This window comes from Glycomyces tarimensis, from assembly GCF_054776215.1.
The window spans coordinates 202,080-224,132 of record NZ_BAAHCB010000002.1 but is presented as its reverse complement, the minus strand read 5'-3'; the positions used below and the strand labels follow the sequence as shown (position 1 = coordinate 224,132).

General features: G+C 69.8%; 21 protein-coding genes and 1 pseudogene. 12 read left to right on the top strand and 10 right to left on the bottom strand.

From position 1 onward, the window contains the following. Nucleotide 1: 1 nt before the first annotated feature. The 7 genes from nuoI (at nucleotide 2) to ACYVK3_RS03110 (ending at nucleotide 8,939) form a co-directional block, all read left to right on the top strand. Nucleotides 2-568, top strand: a complete 567-nt coding sequence (nuoI, locus tag ACYVK3_RS03140; protein WP_460495796.1) for a NuoI/complex I 23 kDa subunit family protein — start codon at nucleotides 2-4, stop codon at nucleotides 566-568. After that, on the top strand, nucleotides 565-1,344 hold the full coding sequence (locus ACYVK3_RS03135) for an NADH-quinone oxidoreductase subunit J (RefSeq protein WP_460495795.1): 780 nt from the start codon (nucleotides 565-567) through the stop codon (nucleotides 1,342-1,344). The genes nuoI and ACYVK3_RS03135 overlap by 4 nt, the downstream gene beginning before the upstream one ends. Beyond that, the gene (nuoK, locus tag ACYVK3_RS03130; RefSeq protein WP_460495793.1) at nucleotides 1,341-1,640 is read left to right on the top strand and encodes an NADH-quinone/ubiquinone oxidoreductase subunit 4L family protein; all 300 of its coding nucleotides are present in this window, start codon (nucleotides 1,341-1,343) and stop codon (nucleotides 1,638-1,640) included. The genes ACYVK3_RS03135 and nuoK overlap by 4 nt, the downstream gene beginning before the upstream one ends. Nucleotides 1,641-1,650: 10 nt before the next feature. Continuing rightward, nucleotides 1,651-3,552 (top strand): NADH-quinone oxidoreductase subunit L, encoded by a 1,902-nt coding sequence (nuoL, locus tag ACYVK3_RS03125; protein WP_460495792.1) that lies wholly within the window; start codon nucleotides 1,651-1,653, stop codon nucleotides 3,550-3,552. Beyond that, nucleotides 3,549-5,090, top strand: a complete 1,542-nt coding sequence (locus ACYVK3_RS03120) for an NADH-quinone oxidoreductase subunit M (protein WP_460495791.1) — start codon at nucleotides 3,549-3,551, stop codon at nucleotides 5,088-5,090. Before nuoL ends, ACYVK3_RS03120 begins: the two co-directional genes overlap by 4 nt. Continuing rightward, nucleotides 5,083-6,621, top strand: coding sequence for an NADH-quinone oxidoreductase subunit NuoN (gene nuoN / locus ACYVK3_RS03115; RefSeq protein WP_460495790.1), 1,539 nt, complete (start codon nucleotides 5,083-5,085; stop codon nucleotides 6,619-6,621). The genes ACYVK3_RS03120 and nuoN overlap by 8 nt, the downstream gene beginning before the upstream one ends. A gap of 452 nt (nucleotides 6,622-7,073) precedes the next feature. Beyond that, nucleotides 7,074-8,939 carry an HNH endonuclease signature motif containing protein gene (locus tag ACYVK3_RS03110; RefSeq protein ID WP_460495789.1) on the top strand — a complete coding sequence of 622 codons (1,866 nt, stop codon included), beginning with the start codon at nucleotides 7,074-7,076 and terminating at the stop codon, nucleotides 8,937-8,939. 159 nt (nucleotides 8,940-9,098) lie between these two features. On the opposite strand, the pseudogene ACYVK3_RS03105 reads toward ACYVK3_RS03110, so the two are convergent. The 5 genes and pseudogenes from ACYVK3_RS03105 to ACYVK3_RS03085 all read right to left on the bottom strand — a co-directional run. Beyond that, nucleotides 9,099-9,302: pseudogene (locus ACYVK3_RS03105) on the bottom strand (hypothetical protein); the annotation flags it as partial. A 99-nt stretch (nucleotides 9,303-9,401) separates the two neighbouring features. Continuing rightward, nucleotides 9,402-9,968: a hypothetical protein gene (locus ACYVK3_RS03100; protein ID WP_460495788.1), complete on the bottom strand. Its 567-nt coding sequence runs from the start codon at nucleotides 9,966-9,968 to the stop codon at nucleotides 9,402-9,404. 219 nt (nucleotides 9,969-10,187) lie between these two features. Beyond that, entirely contained in the window at nucleotides 10,188-10,679 is a 492-nt protein-coding gene (locus tag ACYVK3_RS03095) for a DUF1990 family protein (RefSeq protein WP_460495787.1), read from the bottom strand. 10 nt (nucleotides 10,680-10,689) lie between these two features. Then, nucleotides 10,690-11,682, bottom strand: coding sequence for a polyprenyl synthetase family protein (locus ACYVK3_RS03090; protein WP_460495786.1), 993 nt, complete (start codon nucleotides 11,680-11,682; stop codon nucleotides 10,690-10,692). A gap of 12 nt (nucleotides 11,683-11,694) precedes the next feature. Beyond that, nucleotides 11,695-12,909 (bottom strand): MFS transporter, encoded by a 1,215-nt coding sequence (locus tag ACYVK3_RS03085; RefSeq protein WP_460495785.1) that lies wholly within the window; start codon nucleotides 12,907-12,909, stop codon nucleotides 11,695-11,697. A gap of 564 nt (nucleotides 12,910-13,473) precedes the next feature. Between ACYVK3_RS03085 and ACYVK3_RS03080 the strand changes: the two genes are divergently transcribed. After that, on the top strand, nucleotides 13,474-14,214 hold the full coding sequence (locus ACYVK3_RS03080) for an IclR family transcriptional regulator (RefSeq protein WP_460495784.1): 741 nt from the start codon (nucleotides 13,474-13,476) through the stop codon (nucleotides 14,212-14,214). A gap of 23 nt (nucleotides 14,215-14,237) precedes the next feature. Here the strand turns inward: ACYVK3_RS03080 and ACYVK3_RS03075 are convergent, their stop codons facing one another. From ACYVK3_RS03075 to ACYVK3_RS03055, 5 genes are all read right to left on the bottom strand, one after another. After that, nucleotides 14,238-14,627 carry a phage holin family protein gene (locus ACYVK3_RS03075; protein WP_460495783.1) on the bottom strand — a complete coding sequence of 130 codons (390 nt, stop codon included), beginning with the start codon at nucleotides 14,625-14,627 and terminating at the stop codon, nucleotides 14,238-14,240. Between the two features lie 42 nt (nucleotides 14,628-14,669). Next, entirely contained in the window at nucleotides 14,670-15,692 is a 1,023-nt protein-coding gene (locus tag ACYVK3_RS03070) for a 2-oxoacid:ferredoxin oxidoreductase subunit beta (RefSeq protein ID WP_460495782.1), read from the bottom strand. Continuing rightward, nucleotides 15,685-17,475, bottom strand: coding sequence for a 2-oxoacid:acceptor oxidoreductase subunit alpha (locus ACYVK3_RS03065; RefSeq protein WP_460495926.1), 1,791 nt, complete (start codon nucleotides 17,473-17,475; stop codon nucleotides 15,685-15,687). Before ACYVK3_RS03065 ends, ACYVK3_RS03070 begins: the two co-directional genes overlap by 8 nt. A gap of 269 nt (nucleotides 17,476-17,744) precedes the next feature. Beyond that, nucleotides 17,745-18,626 (bottom strand): hypothetical protein, encoded by an 882-nt coding sequence (locus ACYVK3_RS03060; protein ID WP_460495781.1) that lies wholly within the window; start codon nucleotides 18,624-18,626, stop codon nucleotides 17,745-17,747. After that, nucleotides 18,626-19,219 carry an RNA polymerase sigma factor gene (locus ACYVK3_RS03055; RefSeq protein WP_460495780.1) on the bottom strand — a complete coding sequence of 198 codons (594 nt, stop codon included), beginning with the start codon at nucleotides 19,217-19,219 and terminating at the stop codon, nucleotides 18,626-18,628. The genes ACYVK3_RS03060 and ACYVK3_RS03055 overlap by 1 nt, the downstream gene beginning before the upstream one ends. Before the next feature lie 429 nt (nucleotides 19,220-19,648). Here ACYVK3_RS03055 and ACYVK3_RS03050 point away from each other — a divergent pair, with 429 nt between their 5' ends. From ACYVK3_RS03050 to ACYVK3_RS03035, 4 genes are read left to right on the top strand one after another with little or no spacing between them, the layout of a single operon-like run. After that, entirely contained in the window at nucleotides 19,649-20,017 is a 369-nt protein-coding gene (locus tag ACYVK3_RS03050; protein WP_460495779.1) for an NADH-quinone oxidoreductase subunit A, read from the top strand. Beyond that, nucleotides 20,008-20,535, top strand: coding sequence for an NADH-quinone oxidoreductase subunit B (locus ACYVK3_RS03045; protein WP_460495778.1), 528 nt, complete (start codon nucleotides 20,008-20,010; stop codon nucleotides 20,533-20,535). The genes ACYVK3_RS03050 and ACYVK3_RS03045 overlap by 10 nt, the downstream gene beginning before the upstream one ends. Next, nucleotides 20,528-21,112 (top strand): NADH-quinone oxidoreductase subunit C, encoded by a 585-nt coding sequence (locus ACYVK3_RS03040; protein WP_460495777.1) that lies wholly within the window; start codon nucleotides 20,528-20,530, stop codon nucleotides 21,110-21,112. Before ACYVK3_RS03045 ends, ACYVK3_RS03040 begins: the two co-directional genes overlap by 8 nt. Then, nucleotides 21,105-22,052, top strand: coding sequence for a complex I subunit 1/NuoH family protein (locus ACYVK3_RS03035; protein ID WP_460495776.1), 948 nt, complete (start codon nucleotides 21,105-21,107; stop codon nucleotides 22,050-22,052). The genes ACYVK3_RS03040 and ACYVK3_RS03035 overlap by 8 nt, the downstream gene beginning before the upstream one ends. The last annotated feature ends 1 nt before the right edge of the window (nucleotide 22,053 follow it).

The following is a 22,053-nucleotide window of genomic DNA, read 5'->3' as shown; positions in this document are numbered from 1 at the left end:
GATGTCCGGTTTCGCCAAAGGCTTCGGTGTCACCTTCTCGCACATGTTCAAACCGAAGGTGACGGTCGAATACCCCGAGGAGCCCCCGAAGGTCCAGGCCCGCTACCACGGCCGGCACGTCCTCAACCGTCACCCCGACGGCCTCGAGAAGTGCATCGGCTGCGAGCTGTGCGCCTGGGCGTGCCCCGCCGACGCCATCTACGTCGAAGGCGCCGAGAACACCGAGGCCGAGCGCTACTCGCCCGGCGAGCGGTACGCCAAGACCTACCAGATCAACTACGCCCGCTGCATCTTCTGCGGGCTGTGCGTCGAGGCGTGCCCGACCCGCTCGCTCACCATGAGCAACGAGTACGAGCTCGCCCGCGACGACCGGCGCGACCTCATCTTCACCAAGGAAGAGCTCCTCGCGCCCCTGAACGAGGGCATGGAGCAGCCGCCGCACCCGATGCGTCTGGGCGAGAGCGAGAAGGACTACTACGCCTCGGGCCCCGACAACCCGGGTCCCAGCGCCGGCGCCGAGTTCTCCCTCACCGAGATGCTCGCGCACAAGGAGAGGAGCCAGCAGTGATCGTCGACCTGGCCCAGTCCGTCTCGACCGGCGAGTCCGTCGCGTTCTGGATCCTCGCGCCGCTCGCGCTCGGCGGGGCCATCGGCCTCGTCCTCGCGCGCTCGGCCGTCCACGCCGCGCTCATGCTCGCGCTCACCATGATCTGCCTCGCGGTCTTCTACATCATGCAGTCCGCGCCGTTCCTCGGCTTCGTACAGATCATGGTCTACACCGGCGCGATCATGATGCTGTTCCTGTTCGTGCTCATGCTGTTCGGACGAGATTCGCGCGACTCCATGTTCGAGACCCTGCGGGGGCAGCGGTTCTTCGCCATCTGCCTCGGCATCGGCCTGGCCGCCCTCCTCGCCTCCGGTCTCGCCCACGCCGTCTCCGGGCTCACCATCGCCGACGGCCCGCCCACCGTGGCCGGCGCCGGCGGCGAGTCCAACGTCGCCGCCATCGCCGAGTCCCTGTTCACCACCTACATCTTCCCGTTCGAGGTGGTCTCCGGGGTCCTCACCGTCGCCGCCGTCGGCGCGCTCATGTTCGCGCACGTCGCCCGCAAGGGCGGCTCGCGCGGCCAGAAGGAAGCGAGCCGCGAGCGGTTCGCGCCCGGCAACTACCCCGGGCCCAGGCCCGGGCCCGGCGTGTTCGCCACCTCCGACTCGACCGCGACGCCCGCGCTGCGGCCCGACGGCGGCATCGAGCCGCAGAGCCTGTCCGAATACGTGCCGCCGCGGCAGCTCACGCCCGCCGAAGCGGCCCCCAAACGCACCGAGGGGAGGGACGAGCGATGAGCCCCGACCACTACCTCATCCTCGCCGCCGCGCTGTTCAGCATCGGCGCCGTCGGCGTCCTCGTGCGGCGCAACGCCATCGTCGTGTTCATGTGCGTCGAGCTCATGCTCAACGCCGGCAACCTGACCCTGGTGACCTTCGCCCGCACCACCGGCACCATCGACGGCCAGGTCATGGCGTTCTTCGTCATGGCCGTCGCCGCCGCCGAAGTCGTCATCGGCCTCGCCATCATCATGGCGATCTTCCGCTCCCGACGCTCGGCCTCGGTCGACGACGCCAACCTCCTGAAGGCCTAGTGAGGACTCAGTGGACGACATAACGTACGCGCCCGCCACCGGGCTGCTCTCCTTGACGTGGCTGCTCATCGCCCTGCCCGCGCTCGGCGCCGCGATCCTGCTCCTCGCCGGACGCCGCGCCGACCGGTGGGGACACTGGATCGGCGTCGCCACCGTCGGCGCCGCGTTCGCCCTCGCGCTCGGCATGTTCGCCTCGCTCGGCGGCCTGGAGAACAAGAGCGCCGCCACGGACCTGTTCACCATGATCTCGGTGGGCGAGCTCCAGATCGAGGCGAGCCTGCTGCTCGACCCGCTCTCGGCCGTGTTCTGCCTGCTCATCACCGGCGTCGGCTTCCTCATCCACGTCTACGCCGTCGGCTACATGGCCGAGGACGCCGGCCGCCGCAGGTTCTTCGGCTACTTCAACCTGTTCGTCGCCGCGATGCTCATCCTCGTCCTCGGCGGCAACTACTTCATGACGTTCATCGGCTGGGAGGGCGTCGGCCTCGCCTCGTACCTGCTCATCGCGTTCTGGCAGACCAAACCCGCCGCCGCCACCGCCGGCAAGAAGGCGTTCCTGACCAACCGCGTCGCCGACGTCGGCTTCCTGCTCGCCATGTTCCTCATGGTCGGCGCCGTCGGCAGCCTCGACTTCGCCACCGTCTTCAACGAGGCGGGCACGCTCTCGGACGGCATGAGCCTCGGCATCGGCCTGCTCCTGCTCGTCGCCGCCTGCGGCAAGTCCGGCCAGTGGCCGTTCCAGACGTGGCTCCCCGACGCCATGGAAGGCCCCACGCCGGTGTCGGCGCTCATCCACGCCGCCACCATGGTCACCGCCGGCGTCTACCTCATCGCCCGCTCGCACGTCATCTTCGAGCTCAACGCGACCGTGCAGACCGCCGTCGTCCTCATCGGCGCGCTCACGCTCCTGTTCGGCGCGATCGTCGGCTGCGCCAAGGACGACATCAAACGCGTCCTCGCCTGGTCGACCGTCTCCCAGATCGGGTACATGTTCCTCGCCGTCGGCCTCGGCGGCGGCGCGTTCGCGCTCGGCATCATCCACCTGCTCGCCCACGGCTTCTTCAAAGCCGGCATGTTCCTCGGCTCCGGCTCGGTCATGCACGCCATGAACGACCAGACCGACATCCGCCGCTTCGGCGGGCTGTGGCGCGTCATGCCGATCACCTACGCCACCTTCGCCGCCGGATGGCTCGCCATCATCGGCATCATCCCCTTCAGCGGCTACTTCACCAAGGACCCGATCATCGCCGCCGCCTTCGCCCGCCCCGGCTGGGAAGGCTGGGCCGCCGGGGGAGCGGCACTGCTCGGCGCCGCGCTCACCGCGTTCTACATGACCCGGCTGTTCGTCCTCACCTTCCACGGACCCAAGCGCTGGACCGACGACGTCCACCCGCACGAGTCCCCGGCGATCATGACCGGGCCGCTCGTCGTCCTCGGTCTCGGCTCACTCGTCGCCGGCGGCCTCATGGCCACCGCCGTCGTCGACTGGCTCGTCCCCGTCTTCGGCGCACACGAAGAGCCGCACGGGCACCTGACGCACCTGCAGGTCACCGTCGCGACCACCGCCGTCGTCGTCCTCGGCGCCGCCCTCGCCTGGCTGCTGTTCCGCCGCGGCACCGACCAGACGCCGCGCGCCGCCGCCTGGCCCGTCCGGTTCGCCCGCGCCGACCTCGGCGGCGAGGCCGTCAACCGCGGCCTGTTCGAGGCCCCCGGCCGCTTCGCGGCCAACGCCTCGGTCGCCGTGGACGCCCGCGGCGTCGACGGCGTCGTCAACGGCCTGTCCGCGGCCGTCGGCGGCTCCTCCCGGCGCCTGCTGCAACTCCAGACCGGCTTCGTCCGCTCCTACGCCCTGTCCATATTGTCCGGCGCCGTCATCGTGGTGGCCGCGCTCATGGTGGTGGTTATCCAATGAACGAGCTCCCATTGCTGTCGGCCCTGGTCGTCGTGCCCCTGATCGGCGCGCTCATCGTCGCGTCCGTGCGGCGCGAGCAGGCCGACATAGCGAAATGGACGGCGCTGGGCTTCTCCGGCGCGGTCGCGGTCATCACCGCGATCGTGGCGCTGAACTTCGACTACGGCGCGGGCGCCCCATGGCTCCAGCTCACCGAGTCCTACACGTGGATCGGCGCCTGGGACCTCAACCTGTCGTGGGGCGTCGACGGCATCGCGCTGCTCCTGGTCGCCCTCACCGCCGGGCTCACCCCGATCGCGATCCTCGCCGCCTGGAGGGACCTCGACGCCGTGCAGCGCTCGGTGCCGACGTTCTTCGCGCTCATCCTCGCCCTCGAAGCGGCCATGCTGGCGACCTTCCTGGCCTCCAACGTGCTGCTGTTCTACTTCTTCTTCGAGGCCATGCTCGTGCCGATGTACTTCCTCATCGGCTCCTACGGCAGCGGCACCCGCCGGCAGTACGCCGCCGTCAAATTCTTCCTGTACTCGCTGCTCGGCGGCCTGCTCATGCTCGTCGCCGTCATCGGCCTGTGGGTCACCAACGGCGGCACCTTCGACTGGCAGACCCTCGTCGAATCCGCGCCGATGGAAGCCGGGTCGCTCCAGAACTGGCTGTTCCTCGGTTTCTTCATCGCCTTCGCGATCAAGGCCCCGTTCTTCCCGTTCCACACCTGGCTGCCCGACGCGGGCGGCGCCGCCCCCGCGGCCATCGCCGCGCTCCTCGTCGGCGTCATGGACAAGATCGGCACCTTCGCGATCCTGCGATACTGCCTCCCGCTGTTCCCCGACGCCACCCAGACGTTCGCGCCGTGGATCATCGCCATGAGCGTCATCGGCGTCATCTACGCGGCGCTCGTCGCGATCGGCCAGACCGACCTCAAACGCCTCGTCGCCTACACCTCGATCGCCCACTTCGGATTCATCGGCGTCGGCATCTTCGCCTTCACGCAGGCGTCCGCCACCGGTGCGGTCCTCTACATGTTCAACCACGGCCTGGCCACCGGCCTGCTGTTCATCGTGGTCGGCATGCTGGCGCTGCGCCGCGGCTCCAGCGCCATCGGCGACTACGGCGGGGCCGCCAGGACCCTGCCGCTGCTGGCCGGCGTCTTCCTGTTCGCCGGACTCGCATCGCTGTCCCTGCCCGGCACGGCCCCGTTCATCTCCGAATTCCTGGTCCTGCTCGGCACCTTCACCGCCAACGAACCGGTCGCGGTCGTCGCCACGCTCGGCATCATCCTCGCGGCCGCCTACGTGCTGTGGATGTACCAGCGGACCATGCAAGGCGACCGGAACCCGGCCCTCGACAAGATGCCCGCGATGAAGCGCGACCTGACCATCCGCGAGAAGGCCCTCGTCGCGCCGCTGGTCATCGCGATCATCGGCTTCGGGTTCTACCCGCAGCCGCTCATCGACACCATCGAACCGGCCGTGGACAACACCCTCGAGTTCGTCCAAGACGCGCCCGCCGAAGCACCAGCCGCCGGAGAGACCAATGAGTGACATGCAAATCGACTGGGCCGGCCTGTCGCCCATGATCATCGTCTTCGGAGCGGCCTTCGCGGGCCTCCTCCTCGAGGCGACCCTGCCCAAGCGACGGCGCCTGCCCTTCCAAGTCGGCCTCGCGGTCCTCGCGCTCGCCGCCGCGTTCATCGCGGTGGTCCTCAACAAGGGCAAGAGCGCCACCGCGTTCGCCATCGGCGACACAGCCATCGGATCGGTCTCGCTCGACGGCCCGGGCCTGTTCCTCCAGGGGACCATCGCGATCCTGGCGATCGTGGCGGTCCTGCTCCTCGCCGAGCAGCGCACCACCAGAGGCGGGGACTTCGTCTCCGAGGCCGCCGTCGTCGCCGACTCCGCCGCCGACATCGCCCAGCGGCGCGAACCCGGCGCCACCGAGATCTTCCCGCTCACGCTGTTCGCCATCGGCGGCATGATGATGTTCGTCGTCGCCGGCGACCTGCTCACCTTGTTCGTCGCCCTGGAGATGCTGAGCCTCCCGCTCTACCTCCTGTGCGGCCTGGCCAAGCGCCGCCGCCTCGTCTCCCAGGAGGCCGCCCTCAAGTACTTCCTGCTGGGCGCCTTCGCGTCGGCGTTCTTCGTCTACGGCATGGCGATGCTCTACGGCTTCGCCGGGACCGTCGACCTCGCCGGCATCAACCAGGCCGGCGTCAGCTCCGACGAGCCGAGAATCCTGCTCTACATCGGCGTCGGCATGATCGCGGTGGCCCTGCTGTTCAAGGCCGCCGCCGTCCCGTTCCACATGTGGACCCCCGACGTCTACACCGGCGCCCCGACCCCCGTGACGGCCCTCATGGCCGGCTGCGTCAAGGTCGCGGCCTTCGGCGGGCTCCTGCGGGTCTTCAACGTCGGGCTCGAGTCCTCCGCCTGGGACTGGCACACCATCCTGGTGGTCATCGCGGTCGCCACGATGATCGGCGGCGCGATCTTCGCCGTGACCCAGAGGAACATCAAGCGGCTCTTGGCCTACAGCTCGATCGCCAACGCCGGATACCTCCTGATCGGCGTCATCGCCCTCGGGGACGCCGTCGGGCAGACCATGTTCTACCTCGCCGCCTACGGGTTCACGGTGATCGCCGCGTTCGCGGTGGTGAGCCTGGTCCGCGACGGCGACGATGAAGCCACCCACCTGTCCCGCTGGGCGGGGCTCGGCAAGAACTCGCCGGGCATGGCACTGATCTTCACGGTGCTGATGCTGGCGCTGGCCGGTATCCCGTTCACCAGCGGCTTCACGGCCAAGTTCAGCCTGTTCAGCGCCGGATTCGAGGCCGGTGAGGTCGGACTGGTGATCGTCGGCGTGGTGTCGTCGGCGATCCTGGCATTCCCGTACCTGCGCGTAGTGGTGCTGCTGTGGCTCAACGAGCCCGCGCCCGATGCGCCGACGGTGAACCTGCCCAGCCCGATGGCCGGAACCGTGGTGGCCGCCGGGGTTGTGGCGACGGTACTGCTGGGCGTGGCTCCCGGATACCTGCTGGAGGTCGTGGACCAGGCCAGCACGTTCCTGGGGACCTAGGGCGCAGGGCCGCATATCGGATTGGACATCGGCAGCCGGGTTCACCCAGTGGGTGGGCCCGGCTGTTCCTTTGGGGTGGAGGGGAGTGGCGTGGTGGCTCGCGCCTGGGGAGACCGGCAATGGAAGGTGGGGCGCTGGCGGGAACGGTGTGGGACTGATGGTCGGGCTGCCCTAAAGGCGTCAGCGACGGCGAGGTCTGTTCTTTGTGGAGGTCGGGTCGGCGGGCGTGCCGGTGGGGTGTGGGCGCGGGTCTCTGCGCGGGCGGGCCGTGTGGTGTCCGGTTTGTCTTGCGGGGCAGGGCTGCTCGTGGTTCCGGGCGGCGGAAACGTGAGGGTTTTCCCACCCTAATGGGTGATGACAGAAGCCTTGTGACCTGGGATAATAGAGGTATAGCACGAACCAGCGGAAACAGCAGGTTCGTACGAGACCCCAATGATCGAGGGAGGTGTGAGATGGCCAAGGCGAGCATGAAGCCCAGCAGGACCGAGCGGACCGAGCGGGCAGCGGCCATCCACACTGATCTCGATGAGGCCGCTTCCCTGATCAACTCCGTGCACGCCGAGGTCCTGCGCCGGGTGATCGAGGCGAAAGCGTGGAATATCCACCGCGACTGCGATGGCTTCTCGGCCTTGCGGGAGTGGCTGGTGTCGACCTTCGACTTCCACCTGCGCACGGCTGCTGATCTGGCGGCGATCGCCCGCACGGCAGGGAAGTTCACCGTCCTGGCCGAGACCGCTACCTCTGCTGCGGCGCGGATTGACCGGGTCGCGGCGGCCGTGCGCCGCCTGGACGCGACCAAGGCCTTCCGGGTGTACGCCCGGACGCCTTACAAGGAGCCGGTGCCGTCCCCGTTCGACGCGGACATCCTCTGCCCGACGCCTGAGCATTTGATCGCGCAGTACTGCATCCACGCGACGGTGAAGGACGTGCACGCCCAGCTCGACGAACTTCAAGCCGCGCTTGACTCCGGTGAGGAGCTGTTGGACGGGCTCGGGCAGCAGTCGTTGCAACGGCTGGATCTGGTGGAGACTGAGAACGGCATGTTCGTCCTCTCCGGGCTGCTGTCGGCGGATACCGGGAAGTTGTTCGCGAAGCTGTTGACGACGGCCGTGCCGCCGCCGCGTCAGGATGAGGTCGACGAGGACGGGTGCCTGCCGCCTGCGGCGAACCGGCGGGCCGAGGCGTTCCATCAGGTGCTCGCGGCACATGGGGCGGACCCGAACGCGGCCAAGCGGCACGGGCACACCACCACGCTCCACCTGTCAGTCGACATCGAGACCCTGGCCGGGGAAGACACCGGACGAGTGGCCACCTTGGAGGGCGACCCTATCTCCTTGGGGAAGGCCCGCCTGCTCGCCTGCGAGGGCCTGGTCATCCCCAACGTGTTCAACTACCGGACTGGCGAGGCGATCGAACTCGGTCGGGCCCTGCGCCTGCCGAACTCGGCGCTGCGGCGGAAGTTGGAGTTGGAGCAGCCGGGCGGGTGCGCGTGGAGCGGCTGTCTCGCTCCGGTGCAGTGGACCGAGGCCCACCACATCCGCCACTGGGCGAATGGTGGGCCGACGGTGGCGGCGAACCTGGTCCTGCTGTGCCGGTTCCACCACGGCCGCGTCCACACCCCCGGCTGGTCGATTCAGAAGACCGGACCGGGCAAAGCGTTGATCGTCCACCATGAGGGGCACGAGGACACCGACCCCGACCTCACATGCGGCTGCGCCGACTGGCGCACCGACACGGACTTGGATGCCGACTTCGCCGAGGACATCGCGAACGCCTTCCCCACCGGCCTGTACCCCGAGGAATGGTCGGAGACCCTGAAACCGGACCTCGAAGCGGCTGCCGAACAGGCCGACTTGGAGGACGCGCTGGCTGCCGCGAAAACCGCCCGCGCCAAAGCGCGAGCACGCTTCACCACACCCGCACCCCAACCCGAGACCGAACCCGAACCGGCTTCAGCACCGGCACCCGAACCGGAACCGGAACCGGGATACGAGACTTCCACACCACTCACTGAACCGAGGCGGGCTTGCGACCTCGCCAGCGCCGCACCGGCACCGGACTACGGACCGCCGCCCTTCTTAATCTGCCCGCTGCGGGATGCCGTGGCGGGGAAGGCACCTCATAGGTCGCCAGCTCGAAACCGACAACGGCTTCGAGCCCATTCCCATGCACGGAGCCCGAACCGGACCACCAGCAACGCGAATACCCGCCACCAGGCCAGCCTCAATCCGACCCCACCCGGCACGGCACCACCGACCACCTCCGCGCCGCCAGACCGCCCCAGCCCAGCCGCCACTTGCTTTTGTCGCTGCCCATAGTGCAGGGCGACCATCACGTCCGCCCGTTCCCGCCAACGCCCCCGCGGCCATTGCCGGGCTCAGCGGGCAACCCCGGCCGACCACACCGACGCCTGCCCCTCCGGCTGTCCCGGAACTACACCGACGCCTGCCCCTACGCCTGCCCCTACGCGCCTGCTATTACGCGCCTGTCCCTACGCGCCTGCCTCTACGCCTGCTCCGTCGCTTGCCCTGGGGGCCGACACTGTCCTTCCCGCCGACGCACGAGCGGTCATTGCCGCGCTCAACGGCCCTGTAGGCGTCGCAGCGGAGTTTTCGCAGCACACGCCACTTCTTCAACGCTGTGAAGGCCCGCTCGCCGAGGCCGTGGAGCCGGTTGGGCGCCTTTTGGACCTCCGACGGTGCGGCAGTCGAGCTCACGCTGTGCGCCGGCCTGTGGATGACTTGTGGATAGAGGACGATCCTGCCAGATCGCCGCCGTCCTCAGCGAGTCGCGCTGCCCGCGAGCTCCAGCGCGTCGGCGGCCTCGGCCTCGGCCTCGGCCTCGATCAGCTCTTCTTCCAGGTGCGCGGACGCGAACCAGGCCCTTGAGGAGGGCGTGGCCAGACACAGCAGGATCGTCGCCGGCATCGAGGCGCAGACCACGAGCATCGCGGTCGCACTGATGAAGAATTCCGGCCCGTCGGGGAAGGTCGCCATGTAGGCGCGCGCCGCCACCCACACGTACATGCAGAACGGCACGAACGCCAGCGCGTACCACGCCGCCCGGATCGCCGACTCGTTCCGGCGCCCGAGCTGCACCGCGATGATCGGCAGCGAGCCGGTCACCGCGATCGAGGTCGCCACCAGCGCCCACCGCTCGACACCGCCGTGGAGGAGGACCTCGGTGGTCGTCTCGTCGCTCGCGGCGGCCGTGGTGGCGGCGAGCACGAAGTTCAGGCCGAGCGTGTAGAGCCCGATGATGGCCGTGAACTGGAGCCATATCAGGGCCTGCGCAAGCCGTACGGTGTTCGGTCTGGTCGAGAAGGGCCCTGAGTGGTTGTCGATCACTGCGCTCCTAAGAAACCGGGGCGGCGGAGGTCCCGCCGTCGCGTCATGGGCCGGGGCGGCTTCATGCACCTTATCGAACGGCCACCACCGGCGCCCTCGGCCGTTCGGCCGAAGGTGACGCGCGGCCGCGATGCCGGTCTGGATCGAGTTCGACGGCGAGGCGGACATGATGGAGGTCTTGGGCCGGTGCCGCGCCCACTTCGAGGCGGGTGTCCCGCTCTAGGCGGTCCGGCAGGCTCGGCGCATCTCGCTGAGGAACCGGTCGGTGAAGCGCGATTGCAGGAGCCGGGCCGCGGGAGCGGCGAGCCTGGTGGTCCAGTGGCCCGGTTTCGAGAAGGACGTGACGGTGAACCGGGTGCGCCGCTCTTCCTGGGAATCGAGGACGAAGGCGGCCTCGCCGCGTTCGAGGTGGCCGTCCATGGAGCCGTAAGCGAAGCCGCACCGCTCGCCGTTCTCAAGGGCCCACACCACCTGGCACGGCATCCTCGTCCACGCGAACGTGAGTCGCACCTTCACGCCTGGGGCGGCGCGCGGGGCGGTCGCGATCGGACGGTAGCCGCAGCGCTCGTGCAGCCCCCAGGTCATCAGGATCTCGGCCGCCTGCGCGAGCGGCGCCTCCAGGACCGTCTCGCGGCGCAGGTGCCGGTAGCCGGCCGGGAGCGGCTCCCGTTGCGTGGCGCCGACTTCGGGGTAGTTGACCTCGATGCGCATCCGGGACGCCTCAGGCGTCCCGCTCGACCATGTATTCGCAGATGTCGACCAGTGCTTGGCGGGCGTGGCCCTCGGGCAGCGACGAGGCGAGGCTTCTGGCGCGCTCCTGGTACTGGTGGAGCATCGCCCCGGCCTCCTCGAGCGCGGTCGAGCCGCGCAGCAGCGCCAGGGCCTCGGGCAGGTCCTCCTCGGCCACCGGGCCCGAGACCAGTTCGCGCAGCCGCGCATCGGCCGGGTCGGTGCCCGCGAGGGCGTACAGCACCGGCAGTGTCGGCACCCCTTCGAGCAGGTCGGTGCCGGGGGTCTTGCCGGAGGTGTCGGAGGCGACGTCGATGATGTCGTCGGCGATCTGGAACGCCACGCCGATGACCTCGCCGAATTCCTCGGCGATGGCGACGGTCCGCTCGCTCGCGCCCGAGAACCACGCCCCGAACTTCGCGCACGTGGCGATGAGCGAGCCGGTCTTCTCCGAGAGGATCTGCAGGTGCCATTCGACGGCGTCGATCCCGTCGGGCCGGGGCATCGTCTCGTTGATCTGGCCCCGCACGAGTCGCGCGAACGTCGACGCCTGGGTTCTGACGGCTTCGGGCCCGAGGTCGGCCATGATCTGCGCGGCCTGGCTGAACAGGTAGTCGCCGGTCAGGATCGCCACCGAGTTGTCCCAGCGGGCGTTCGCGCTGGCCGCGCCGCGGCGCACGGCCGCCTCGTCCATGACGTCGTCGTGGTAGAGCGTCGCCAGGTGCGTCAGCTCGAGCGCGACGGCCGCCTCGAGGATGCCGGCCCGACCGGGGTCGCCCAGGTGCGAGCAGGCGAGGGTCAGCATGGGCCTGAAGCGCTTCCCGCCGGCGGTGATGAGGTGGGAACCGGACTGGCGCAGCAGCGGTTGGTCCGTGTCGACGGCCTTGAGGAGTCGCTCCTCCACGGCGTCGAGGGACTGTCGCATCTGCTCGGCGAAGGCCTCGTCGGTAAAGCTCAACGCGGTCTGGGCACTTCCGGTGGTCACCACAGGCTCACCTTATCGTGTGGTCCCCGAATCGGGGACGGGGCGGGAACGGACAGTCGCATGGGTCCCAGCGCCTCGCTCGCCGGACAGGCGGGCACCGATGAGGATGAACACCGCCGCGGCGGCCATCGCGGCGAGGACGACGCTCCAGCCGGTGTTCCAGCCGGCGTGGTCGACGATGAGGCCGAACGCGATCGGCCCGACCGCGCCGCCGGCGTACACGCCGGTCTGGGTGATCGACGTGGCCGCCGCGGGCGCGTGGGGGTAGCGGTTGGTGACGGCGAAGTTCATCAGGCCCGGCCACGCCCACCCGAGCGCGAACGCCGCGGCCGTGCCCACCGGCAGCAGCCACGTCTCGCCGGCCATGAGCGCCGCGATGCCGACGCAGCCGCCGAGGAGCATGACGGCGATGAGGCCGAACTCGCCGCCGACGCGGCGGTCGGCGATGGCGCCGACCGTGGTGCGGGCGATGACGCCGGCGAGGCCGCCGATGGTCAGATTGAGCCCCGCAAACGACTCCGAGGCGCCGATGTGCACGGCGTAGGTGGTCAGGAACGACCCCAGCGGGGTCGCCGCGACCGCGCCCATGAAGGTGGCCGCCGCCAAGACGAGCAGGCGCCGGTCCAGGGCCCGGCCTTTGCCGACATGGCCGGGGAGCGCGGGACGGCCGAGGCCGGTCAGGGGGATGAGCGCGAGCAGGGCCACGGCGGCGCCCGCGACGAACGCCCACCGCCAGCCGAGGGTCAGTGCGATCACCGGGACGCTCAGCCCCGCGAGCATGGTGCACAGCGGCACCGACGCCTGCTTCGCGCCGAAGAGGATGCCCTTGCGCCGCTTGGGCGCCCAGTTCGACAGCACCGCGTTCGAGGCGAGCTGGCCGAGGCCGTTGGCCGGGGCGCTGAGGACGATCAGGGCGGTCAGGACCACCGGGTCGTGCGCGAACGCGGCGACCGCCGCCATCGAGGCGGCCGCCAGGCCGACGGCGAAGCGTGCCGTGTTCGGCGCGCCGAAGCGCTCGACGAGGTGTCCGGCGGGGACTGCCGTGAGGGAGCTGGCGGCGAAGTAGAGGCCCGAGACGAGGCCGATGGAGCCGACGCTCATGCGCAGCTCGTCGATGATCTGGACGGCCAGGCCGCCGAAGAGGAACACCGGCATCACGGCGGCGACGTTGACGCTCAACGCGGTCGCGACGGTCGATGAGGCCTTCGGAGCGGTCGTGGCTGGCACGCTGGCAACCGTACTCCCGGCCGCGCCAGGGCCCCAAGAGTCTTTGTTCGCAGTGGTTCGTACTTGCGCCGGTATGTCATGTGTTCGGGTGAAGTGTCTTGACGCCGAGGCGTGCCGCGTGGGAATGTGGGTGCGGCCTCACCGGCCGAAACGAGGCTGCGCGGGGGGCGAAGGCCGGAAACGACGAAGTGCGCCGGCCCTGGTGGGAGGGAACCGCCGCACTTCGACTATTTGGTTTGTATGACCGCGGCAACGACGTGGAAGTTGGTGGGGACTCGACGCCGCCGCCGCGGGATATTGTTCGGCACTCGGCTGAAAACCGAGTTTCGAACGGTGCTGACACGTTGATACTGCCCGTTGTCGGTGGCTGACGCAAGCAGCTCTTGTTTATATAGTTAGATTCCCGGGCCAGGCGGCTCTCGGCGGGTCCTCGGGCCCGATGCCGGGGTCGCGGACCCATCGAGTGGCAAACGGAGCGGCAGCATGGTGGAGCAGCGGCGACCCAAGGACAAGCTGCGAAAACACAGTGGCATTCGGCCTCGCAACAGCGATGAGCCGACCAAGATGATCCAGAGTGTCCAGCGGGCGCTGCGGATCATGGAATTCGTCGGCAAGCACTCCGGCGGCGTGTCGGCCCAGCGCATCGCCTACGAGTGCGATCTCAACCGGGCCACCGCCTACAACCTGCTGCGCACCCTTGTGTACGAGCGGTACCTGCGGCGCGACGACGCGGGCCGCTACTCCCTGGGCCTGGAGGTCTCCGACCGCTACTCCGAGCTCACCCAGGCGATGGCCGGGCCGCGAACCTGCGGGGAGTTCATGCGCCGCATGTCGACCGAGACGGGGTACTCCACATTCGTCGCCAGGTTCGTGGAGGGCCGGCCCGCCGTCACCTCGGTGACCGAGGGCAACCGGTCCCCGCACGTCGAGGACCTCATCGTCGGCTTCGACGACGGGGCCCACGCCACCGCGCTCGGCAAGGCCCTGCTGGCCACGCTCAAGTTCACCGAGCGGGCCATGTTCCTCAGGGCCGCGGGGATGCGCCGCTTCACCGGCAAAACGCTCACGGAACCCGACGCGCTCGAACACGACCTGATGGTCTACGGCGAGTCGGGCGTGTACGCCGAGATGGGCCAGTTCCAGGAGGGCGTCGGCTGCGCCGCGGTGGTCGTGCGCGAGCACGAGAAGCCCAGCGAGCGCGTCGTCCTCGCCGCGGCCATGCCGCTGTCCGACATCGGGCGGTTCTGGCCGCTGCTGACCAAGCGGCTGCGCCGCGCGGCCGTGGAGCTCCAGCCTCTGCTGTAGCGGTGCCGCAAGCCCGTCCCGGCTCAGGTGGAGGCGATCCGGTCGGGGAGGACCAGGTTGATCACCCACGATGTCACGGTCACCACGAGCGATCCGAGGATCGCCCATCCGAAGTTGTCGACGCCGAAGACCAGGTCGAACCGTTCGGCCAGCCACGCCACGAGCATGAACAGCGCGGCGTTGACGATCAAGCCGAACAGGCCGAGCGTGAGGAGGTAGAAGCCGCACCCGAGGGTCTGCACGATCGGCTTGAGGACCGCGTTCACCGCACCGAAGAGCACCGCTATGACCCCGAGCGTGAGCACCCGGTGCCACAGCGAGTCGGCGGACGTGCCGATCTCGATGCCGGCCAGCAGCCAGGAGGCGATCCAGAACGACGCGCCGGTGACCACGATCTTGACGATGATTCGCATCCCGTCATCCTGTCAGAGACGGGGCCGCCGCGCCGTTCGTCCTTAAAGGATCGTCCAGGTGTCCCCGGAGTTCATCAGGCGGTCCAGCGCGACGCGGCGATCGACCCCCGCAGCGGCCTCGTCGACCTGCCGGCGGACCTGTGCGTCGTAGGTGGGCCGCCGCACGTTGCGGAACACGCCGATCGGCGTGTGGTCCAGCTCGGTGCCCGACAGCCGCGAGAGCGCGAACGCGTACGCAGGGTCGTCCACGTCGGACTTGTGGACCACGACGTCGGACTCCTCGACCTCGGCCGCGTCCTTCACCTGGAGGCCGTAGCCGGACTGCACCACCACGCGGTCGCCGAACCTGATCGGCTCGCCGTCCTCGAGGCGGATGAGCGCCTCGTCGCGCGTCTCCGGGTTCTTCAGGACTTCGAAGGCGTCGTCGTTGAAGATCGGGCAGTTCTGGTAGATCTCGACGAACGCCGAGCCCTCGTGCTCGGCGGCGGCACGCAGCACCTGCTGGAGGTGAGCGCGGTCGGAGTCGAGCGTGCGGGCCACGAACGTCGCCTCGGAGCCCAGCGCCAGCGACAGCGGATTGAACGGGGCGTCCACCGAGCCCAGCGGCGTGGACTTGGTGAGCTTGCCCGGCTCGGAGGTGGGCGAGTACTGGCCTTTGGTGAGCCCGTAGATCCGGTTGTTGAACAGCAGGATCTTCAGGTTCACGTTGCGGCGCAGCGCGTGGATGAGGTGGTTGCCGCCGATCGACAGCGCGTCGCCGTCACCGGTGACGACCCACACCGACAGGTCCTGGCGGCTCGTGGCCAGGCCCGTGGCGATCGCCGGGGCGCGCCCGTGGATCGAGTGCATGCCGTACGTGTTCAGGTAGTACGGGAAGCGGGAGGAGCAGCCGATGCCGGAGACGAACGCGATCTTCTCGCGCTCGAGGCCCAGCTCGGGCAGGAACGACTGCATGGCGGCCAGGATGGCGTAGTCGCCGCAGCCGGGGCACCAGCGCACCTCCTGGCTCGACTTGAAGTCCTTGGCCTTCAGCTTCGGAGCGTCCAACTTGACAGCGTCAGCCATTCTTGATGACCTCCTCCAGGGCGTCCTGCAGTTCGTTGGAGGTGAACGGCAGGCCGCGCACCTTGTTGTAGCCGGTGATGTTGGTGCCCGGGAAGTTCGCGCGCAGCAGCATCGAGAGCTGCCCGAGGTTCATCTCGGGCACGACGACCTTGTCGTAGCGGGACAGGACCTCGCCGAGGTTGGCCGGCATCGGGTTGAGGTGGCGCAGGTGCGCGCGGGCGATCGCGATGCCGCGGTCGCGCAGGCCGCGGACGGCCGCGCCGATCGGGCCCCACGTCGAGCCCCAGCCGAGCACGAGCACGCCGGCGTCGCCGGGGCCCTCCACCTCGAGGTCGGGCACGGGGATGCCGGCGATCTTGGCGGCGCGGGTGCGGACCATGTGATCGTGGTTCGCCGGGTCGTAGGAGATGTCCCCGGTGCCGTCGGCCTTCTCGATCCCGCCGATGCGGTGCTGGAGGTCCGGCGTGCCCGGGACCGCCCAGGGGCGGGCGAGCGTGTCGGGGTCGCGCTTGAACGGCAGGAACACGTCGTTGCCGCTCGAGTCGGTGTCGTTGAACTCCGTGGCGAAGTCGACCGACAGGTCCGGCAGCTCGGTCAGGTCCGGCAGCTTCCACGGCTCGGCGCCGTTGGCGATGTAGCCGTCCGACAGGAGCATCACCGGCGTGCGGAAGTGCAGCGCCATGCGGGTGGCCTCGAGCATCGCCGCGAAGCAGTCCGAGGGCGACTGCGGGGCGACGACCGCGATCGGCGCCTCGCCGTGGCGGCCGAACATGGCCATCATGAGGTCGGCCTGCTCGGTCTTGGTCGGCATGCCCGTCGAGGGGCCCGCGCGCTGCACGTCGATGACGACCAGCGGCAGCTCCAGGGACACGGCCAGGGAGATCGTTTCGGACTTGAGCGCGATGCCCGGGCCCGAGGAGGTGGTGACGCCGAGCGCCCCGCCCCAGGAGGCGCCGAGGGCGGCGCCGGCGGCGGCGATCTCGTCCTCGGCCTGCACGGTGGTGACGCCGAAGCGCTTGTGCTTGGACAGCTCGTGGAGGATGTCGCTGGCCGGCGTGATCGGGTAGGCCCCGAGGAACACCGGCAGGTCGGCGGCGACGCCGGAGGCGATGACGCCCCAGGCCAGGGCCTGGTTGCCGGTGATGTTGCGGTACGTGCCCGCGGGCAGCACGGCCGGCGGGATCTCGTACTGGACGGCGAAGGACTCGGCGGTCTCGCCGTAGTTCCACCCGGCCTTGAGCGCGGCGATGTTCGCCTCGGCGATCGCCGGCTTGGACGCGAACTTCTTCTGGAGGAACTCCTCGGTGACCTCGGTGGTGCGCGAGTACATCCACGACAGCAGGCCCAGCGCGAACATGTTCTTGCTTCGCGCGGCGTCCTTCTTGCCGATGTCGTAGGCCTCGAGCGCGCCGATGGTCAGGCTCGTGAGCGCCACCTCGATGAGCTGGTAGTCGTCCAGCGAGCCGTCCTCGAGCGGGTTGGCGTCGTAGCCGACCTTGGTGAGGTTGCGCTTGGTGAACTCGTCGGTGTTGACGATGACGACGCCGCCGGCCTTGAGGTCGCCCAGGTTGGCCTTGAGCGCGGCCGGGTTCATCGCCACGAGGACCTCGGGCTCGTCCCCGGGGGTGAGGATGTCGGAGTCGGCGAAGTGGATCTGGAAGCTGGAGACGCCCGGGAGCGTTCCGGCGGGGGCGCGAATCTCGGCGGGATAGTTCGGGAGGGTGGAGAGGTCGTTGCCGAGCTTGGCGGTCTCTGCCGTGAATCGGTCGCCGGTGAGTTGCATCCCGTCACCGGAGTCCCCTGCGAAGCGGATGACGACCCGGTCGAGCTGCCGGACGGTATTCACCTAGTTCTCCTCTTGCGGGTTTTGGAGCACGCGCGGGCATGCGGTGTGTTTCGGGCTGCCGGAGACGGGCTCCGCCATGTGTGCTTGATTGCGATGCTACGCGGGGGTGGCGCACCAGCGCCAACCGTGCGTCCAGTCGCGACGTAGGCGACACACCCGGGCGGCTTGGCTCTCACCTTGTGGGAGAAGGGGCCCGCGCGGCGGGCTCAGCCCTGTCCGGAGTCGGTCGGCGTCGCCTGTGTGGTCTGAGTCTCGCCCGGGCCGGGGGTCGCCGTGGTCGCGGGCGAGCTCGGTTCGGTCGAGGGTTCGTCGTCGATCGCGACGAAGGCCTCGCCGTCCCACTCATAGCGCACCGTCCATGTCTCGGAGGCGGCGCCGAGCCCCTGGAGTGTAATCACCCCGGCTTCGATGCCGGCGATCTCGGAGAACTGCTGTGACTCGTCTGGCTGCCACACCCACGCGAGCGGCTCGAGGCCGCCTTCGCGCGCGGTGAACGCCGCGACGGCGGTCCTGTCGGCGCAGGTGAGCGCCAGGACCGCTTCGGCGGTGCCGTCCGCGTCGAGGTCCCCGGCGGCGTCGGCCGCGACGGTCCACTCGGTGTCCTCGGCGAACTCCCAGGTGTCCAGGTCGACGTCGAAGGATCCGCCGGCGCAGACGCCGTCCCAGTCGCCGATGACGAGCTCCTGCTCGTGCCCGTCGCCGACCGGCATCTCGGCGTCCTCCGAGCTCGGCTCGTCCTCGGCCTCGGGAGTGAGCGGGGCGCCCAGCTCGGTGCCCTCGCTCTCCTCGGAGGAGGGGCTGCCGTGGACGGCGCTCGGCGGGGCGCTCGGCTCGGGCTCCTTCGGGGTCGAGCCGATGGTCTGGGCGACGGCGAAGCCGCCGGCGGTGACGGCGGTGCACGCGCCGAGGACGGCCGCGAAGGAGACGATGCGGCGCCGCCGCAGCGCGGCCGGGCCGGACATGATCAGGTCGTCCACGGACGGCGGCGGGAAGGCGGACGGGGCGTCGGCCCTGTAGGCGGCGAAGGCGGCCGCGATCGCGTCGTCACGCGGTTCGGTGGCGTCCTCGCCGTACTGGTCGGCGCTCATCAGCGGTCCTCCTTCACGGATGCTCGGTGCCCGCCGGTGCCGGGGACCTTCGCGGTGCCGGTGGGCTTGCGGGGACGGACGCGGATCGGCATGGTGTCCGGGTCGGCCTTGGCGGGCGACTCGTCGGAGAGCAGCGCGGCGAGTTCTTTGCGCCCGCGGTGGAGCCACGACTTGACGGTGCCCTCGCGGGCGCCGGTGGACTGGGCGATCGCGCTGATGGACATGTCCGCCATGTAGTGCAGGACCAGGGCCTTGCGGCGCTTGGCGGGAACCTGCTGGAGCGCGGCCACCAGAGCGACGTGGTCGGGGCCGGCGGCGGGCGCGGACTCCGGCGGCGGCGACTTCTGGAGGAACTTGCGCACCACCTGGTTGCGGCGGTGGCGGCTCGTGGCGAGGTTCCAGGCGACGCGGCGGACCCACGCGACCGGCTCCTCGTAGCCGCCGACCTTGTCCCAGCGCTGCCAGGCCCGCAAGAACGCCTCCTGGACGAGGTCCTGGGACTCGGTCGAGTCGCCGAGATACGCGCACACCTGGGCAGCGAGCTCCGAGAAGTGATTCTCGTAGAGGTCGGTGAACTCCGCCTCCGTTCGCACATCCGCTCCAGCACGTGTAGGGGGGACAAGGGCAGCAGTTGGGTTGTCCGGGCGGACGAACCCGGCGGCACTCATTGTCGCGTTCGAATCCGCGAGCGAGGGAGGCGGGGTGGCTCCGACCGCCGAGGCGCCGGGTGAGCGGCGATGTACGCAGCGGCGACGCGTGTGTGCGCGGCGGCGTCGCGTCGGTGCGCTGGCGGCGGTCATGCGGTCTGCGTTCCTTACAGTGGCGTTCGCGAGCCGTGTGAGCGGGCGGCTCGCCGGGCGGCGGGGAGTCCAAAAGCGTAGGACGCTCCGAGATTCCTCTTCGAACACCTACACGCACGTGGACCCGCCCCGGTTGCGGGTCCGGCGGAGAATATTCGGGCTCCGATCGATGCCGGTGTCGCACGGCTTCCCTCGAAGAGTGCCTGGCACTAAGGTGTGGGCATGGACTCCTCCCTTCTCGGCGACTACGCGGTCTTCGGGGTGCTGCTGCTGGCCGGGTTCGCGTTCATGGCGGCGGCGATGACGGCCAACCGGCTGCTGCGCCCGAGCGCGCCGTCCAAGGCGAAGGCGATGACCTACGAGTGCGGGGTCGACCCGGTCGGTGGCGACTGGGCGCAGGTGCAGATCCGCTACTACGTGTACGCGTTCCTGTTCGTGCTGTTCGCCGTGGAGGCGGTGTTCCTGTTCCCGTGGGCGGCCGTGTTCATCGGCTTCGGGCCGGTCGCCGCCGCCGAGATGGGCGTCTTCGTCGGGGTGCTCGCACTCGGCCTGGCCTACGCCTGGAGGAAGGGAGTGCTGCGATGGCAGTGAAACTGCCGTTCCCGGCCAAGCCGGGGGAGAGCGCCGGCGTCATGGGCGAGCCGATCCGGTTCATCCTGAACTGGGGCCGCCGCTATTCGCTGTGGGTGTTCAACTTCGGACTGGCCTGCTGCGCCATCGAGTTCATCGCCGCGTCGATGAGCCGCCACGACTTCATGCGCCTGGGCGTCATCCCCTTCGCGCACTCGCCCAGGCAGGCCGACCTCATGGTGGTCTCCGGAACCGTGACCGACAAGATGGCCCCGGCGATCAAACGGCTGTACGACCAGATGCCCGAGCCGAAGTACGTCATCTCCTTCGGCGCCTGCTCCAACTCCGGCGGCCCCTACTGGGACTCCTACTGCGTCACCAAGGGCGTCGACCAGATCATCCCCGTCGACGTGTACGTGCCCGGCTGCCCGCCGCGGCCCGAGGCGCTGCTGTACGGCATCGACCGCCTCCAGCGGCAGATCGGGGCCGAGCCCCTCCGGAGGAACCTGCGTGCGCCGCTCAGGAGGCGCGATGCCTGACTGGCACGAGCGGGTCGGCACCGCGCTCGGCGTCGAGACCGCCGCCGACGGCCCTCGCGCGGTGGTGAACATCGAGCCCGAATCGTGGTACGAGGCCGTGCGGTCCTGCCGCGACGACCTCGGCTGCGACTTCTTCGACTGGCTCTCGGCGGTCGACGAGACCGCCTTCGACACCGGCGACGGGATGCGGATCGTCGCGCATCTGTGGAACATCGCCGAACGCCGCGGCGTCCTGCTGCGCACGCTCGCCGCCGGCCCGGTCGCGACGGTCACCGGGCTGTACCCGGGCGCCTCCTGGCACGAGCGCGAGACCCGCGAGATGTTCGGCGTCGACTTCGCCGGCCACCCGAACCCGGCGCCGCTGCTGCTGCCGCCCGAGTTCGAGGGGCATCCGCTGCGCAAGGACTTCGTGCTCGCCTCCCGCGTCGTCAAGCCCTGGCCGGGCGAGAAAGAGCCCGGCGGCGGCCCGAGCGAAGGCTCGGCTCGCAAGCATCGCCAAGGTGACGTCCCGCGGAAGCGAGCGCCGAAGCGGCCGCCCGGCGTTCCCGAGGGCTGGATGAAGGAGCCCGATGCTTGAGATCGCCGTCAAACTCGTCGGCGTCATGGCCGCGTTCCTCGTCCTCCCGCTCCTGGTCGGGCAGACCGAGCACAAGCTCATGGCCCACATGCAGGGCCGCCTCGGCCCCATGCACGCCGGGCGCTTCCACGGCTGGGCCCAGCTCATCGCCGACGGCGTCAAGTTCGCGCAGAAGGAGGACCTCGTCCCCGAGGCCGCCGACAAGCCCGTGTTCAAACTCGCGCCCGCCGTCGCGCTGCTGCCGTACCTGCTGGTGCTGCTGTTCATCCCGCTCGGGCCCGGCGACCTGGTCGGCTCCAGCCTGGAGATGGGCCTGTTCGTGGTGCTCGCGCTGGTCGGCATCGGCGTCCTGGCCGTGCTCATGGCCGGGTGGGCCTCGGCCAACAAGTACACGCTCGTCGGCGCGCTGCGCGGGGCAGCGCAGCTCATGGCGTACGAACTGCCGCTCGTGCTCGCGGCGGCGTCGATCGCGGTCGCGGCCGGGACCTTGAGCCTCCCGGCCATCGTCGAGGCCTGGAACCCGTGGTGGCTGCTGTGGCAGGCGCCGGCGGCGGTCGTGTTCTTCACCGCCGGGCTCGCCGAGATCCGGCGTCCGCCGTTCGACGCGCCGGTCGCGGACTCGGAGCTGGTCTTCGGCTACCTCACCGAGTACGCCGGGCTGCGGTTCGCGCTGCTGCTGCTCGCCGAGTACGTCGGCATCGTCGTGATCGCCGCGCTCACCTCGGTGCTGTTCCTCGGCGGCTGGAAGGGCCCCGGACCCGAGTCGCTCGGGTGGCTGTGGACGCTGCTCAAGACCGGGGCGCTGTCGCTGGTCGTCATCTGGCTGCGCGTGTCGTGGCCGCGGCTGCGCGTCGATCAGATCCAGGCGCTGTGCTGGAAAGGGCTGGTGCCGCTCGCGCTCGCGCAGCTGGTGCTGACGACGGTCGTGGTCCTGGTCTGAG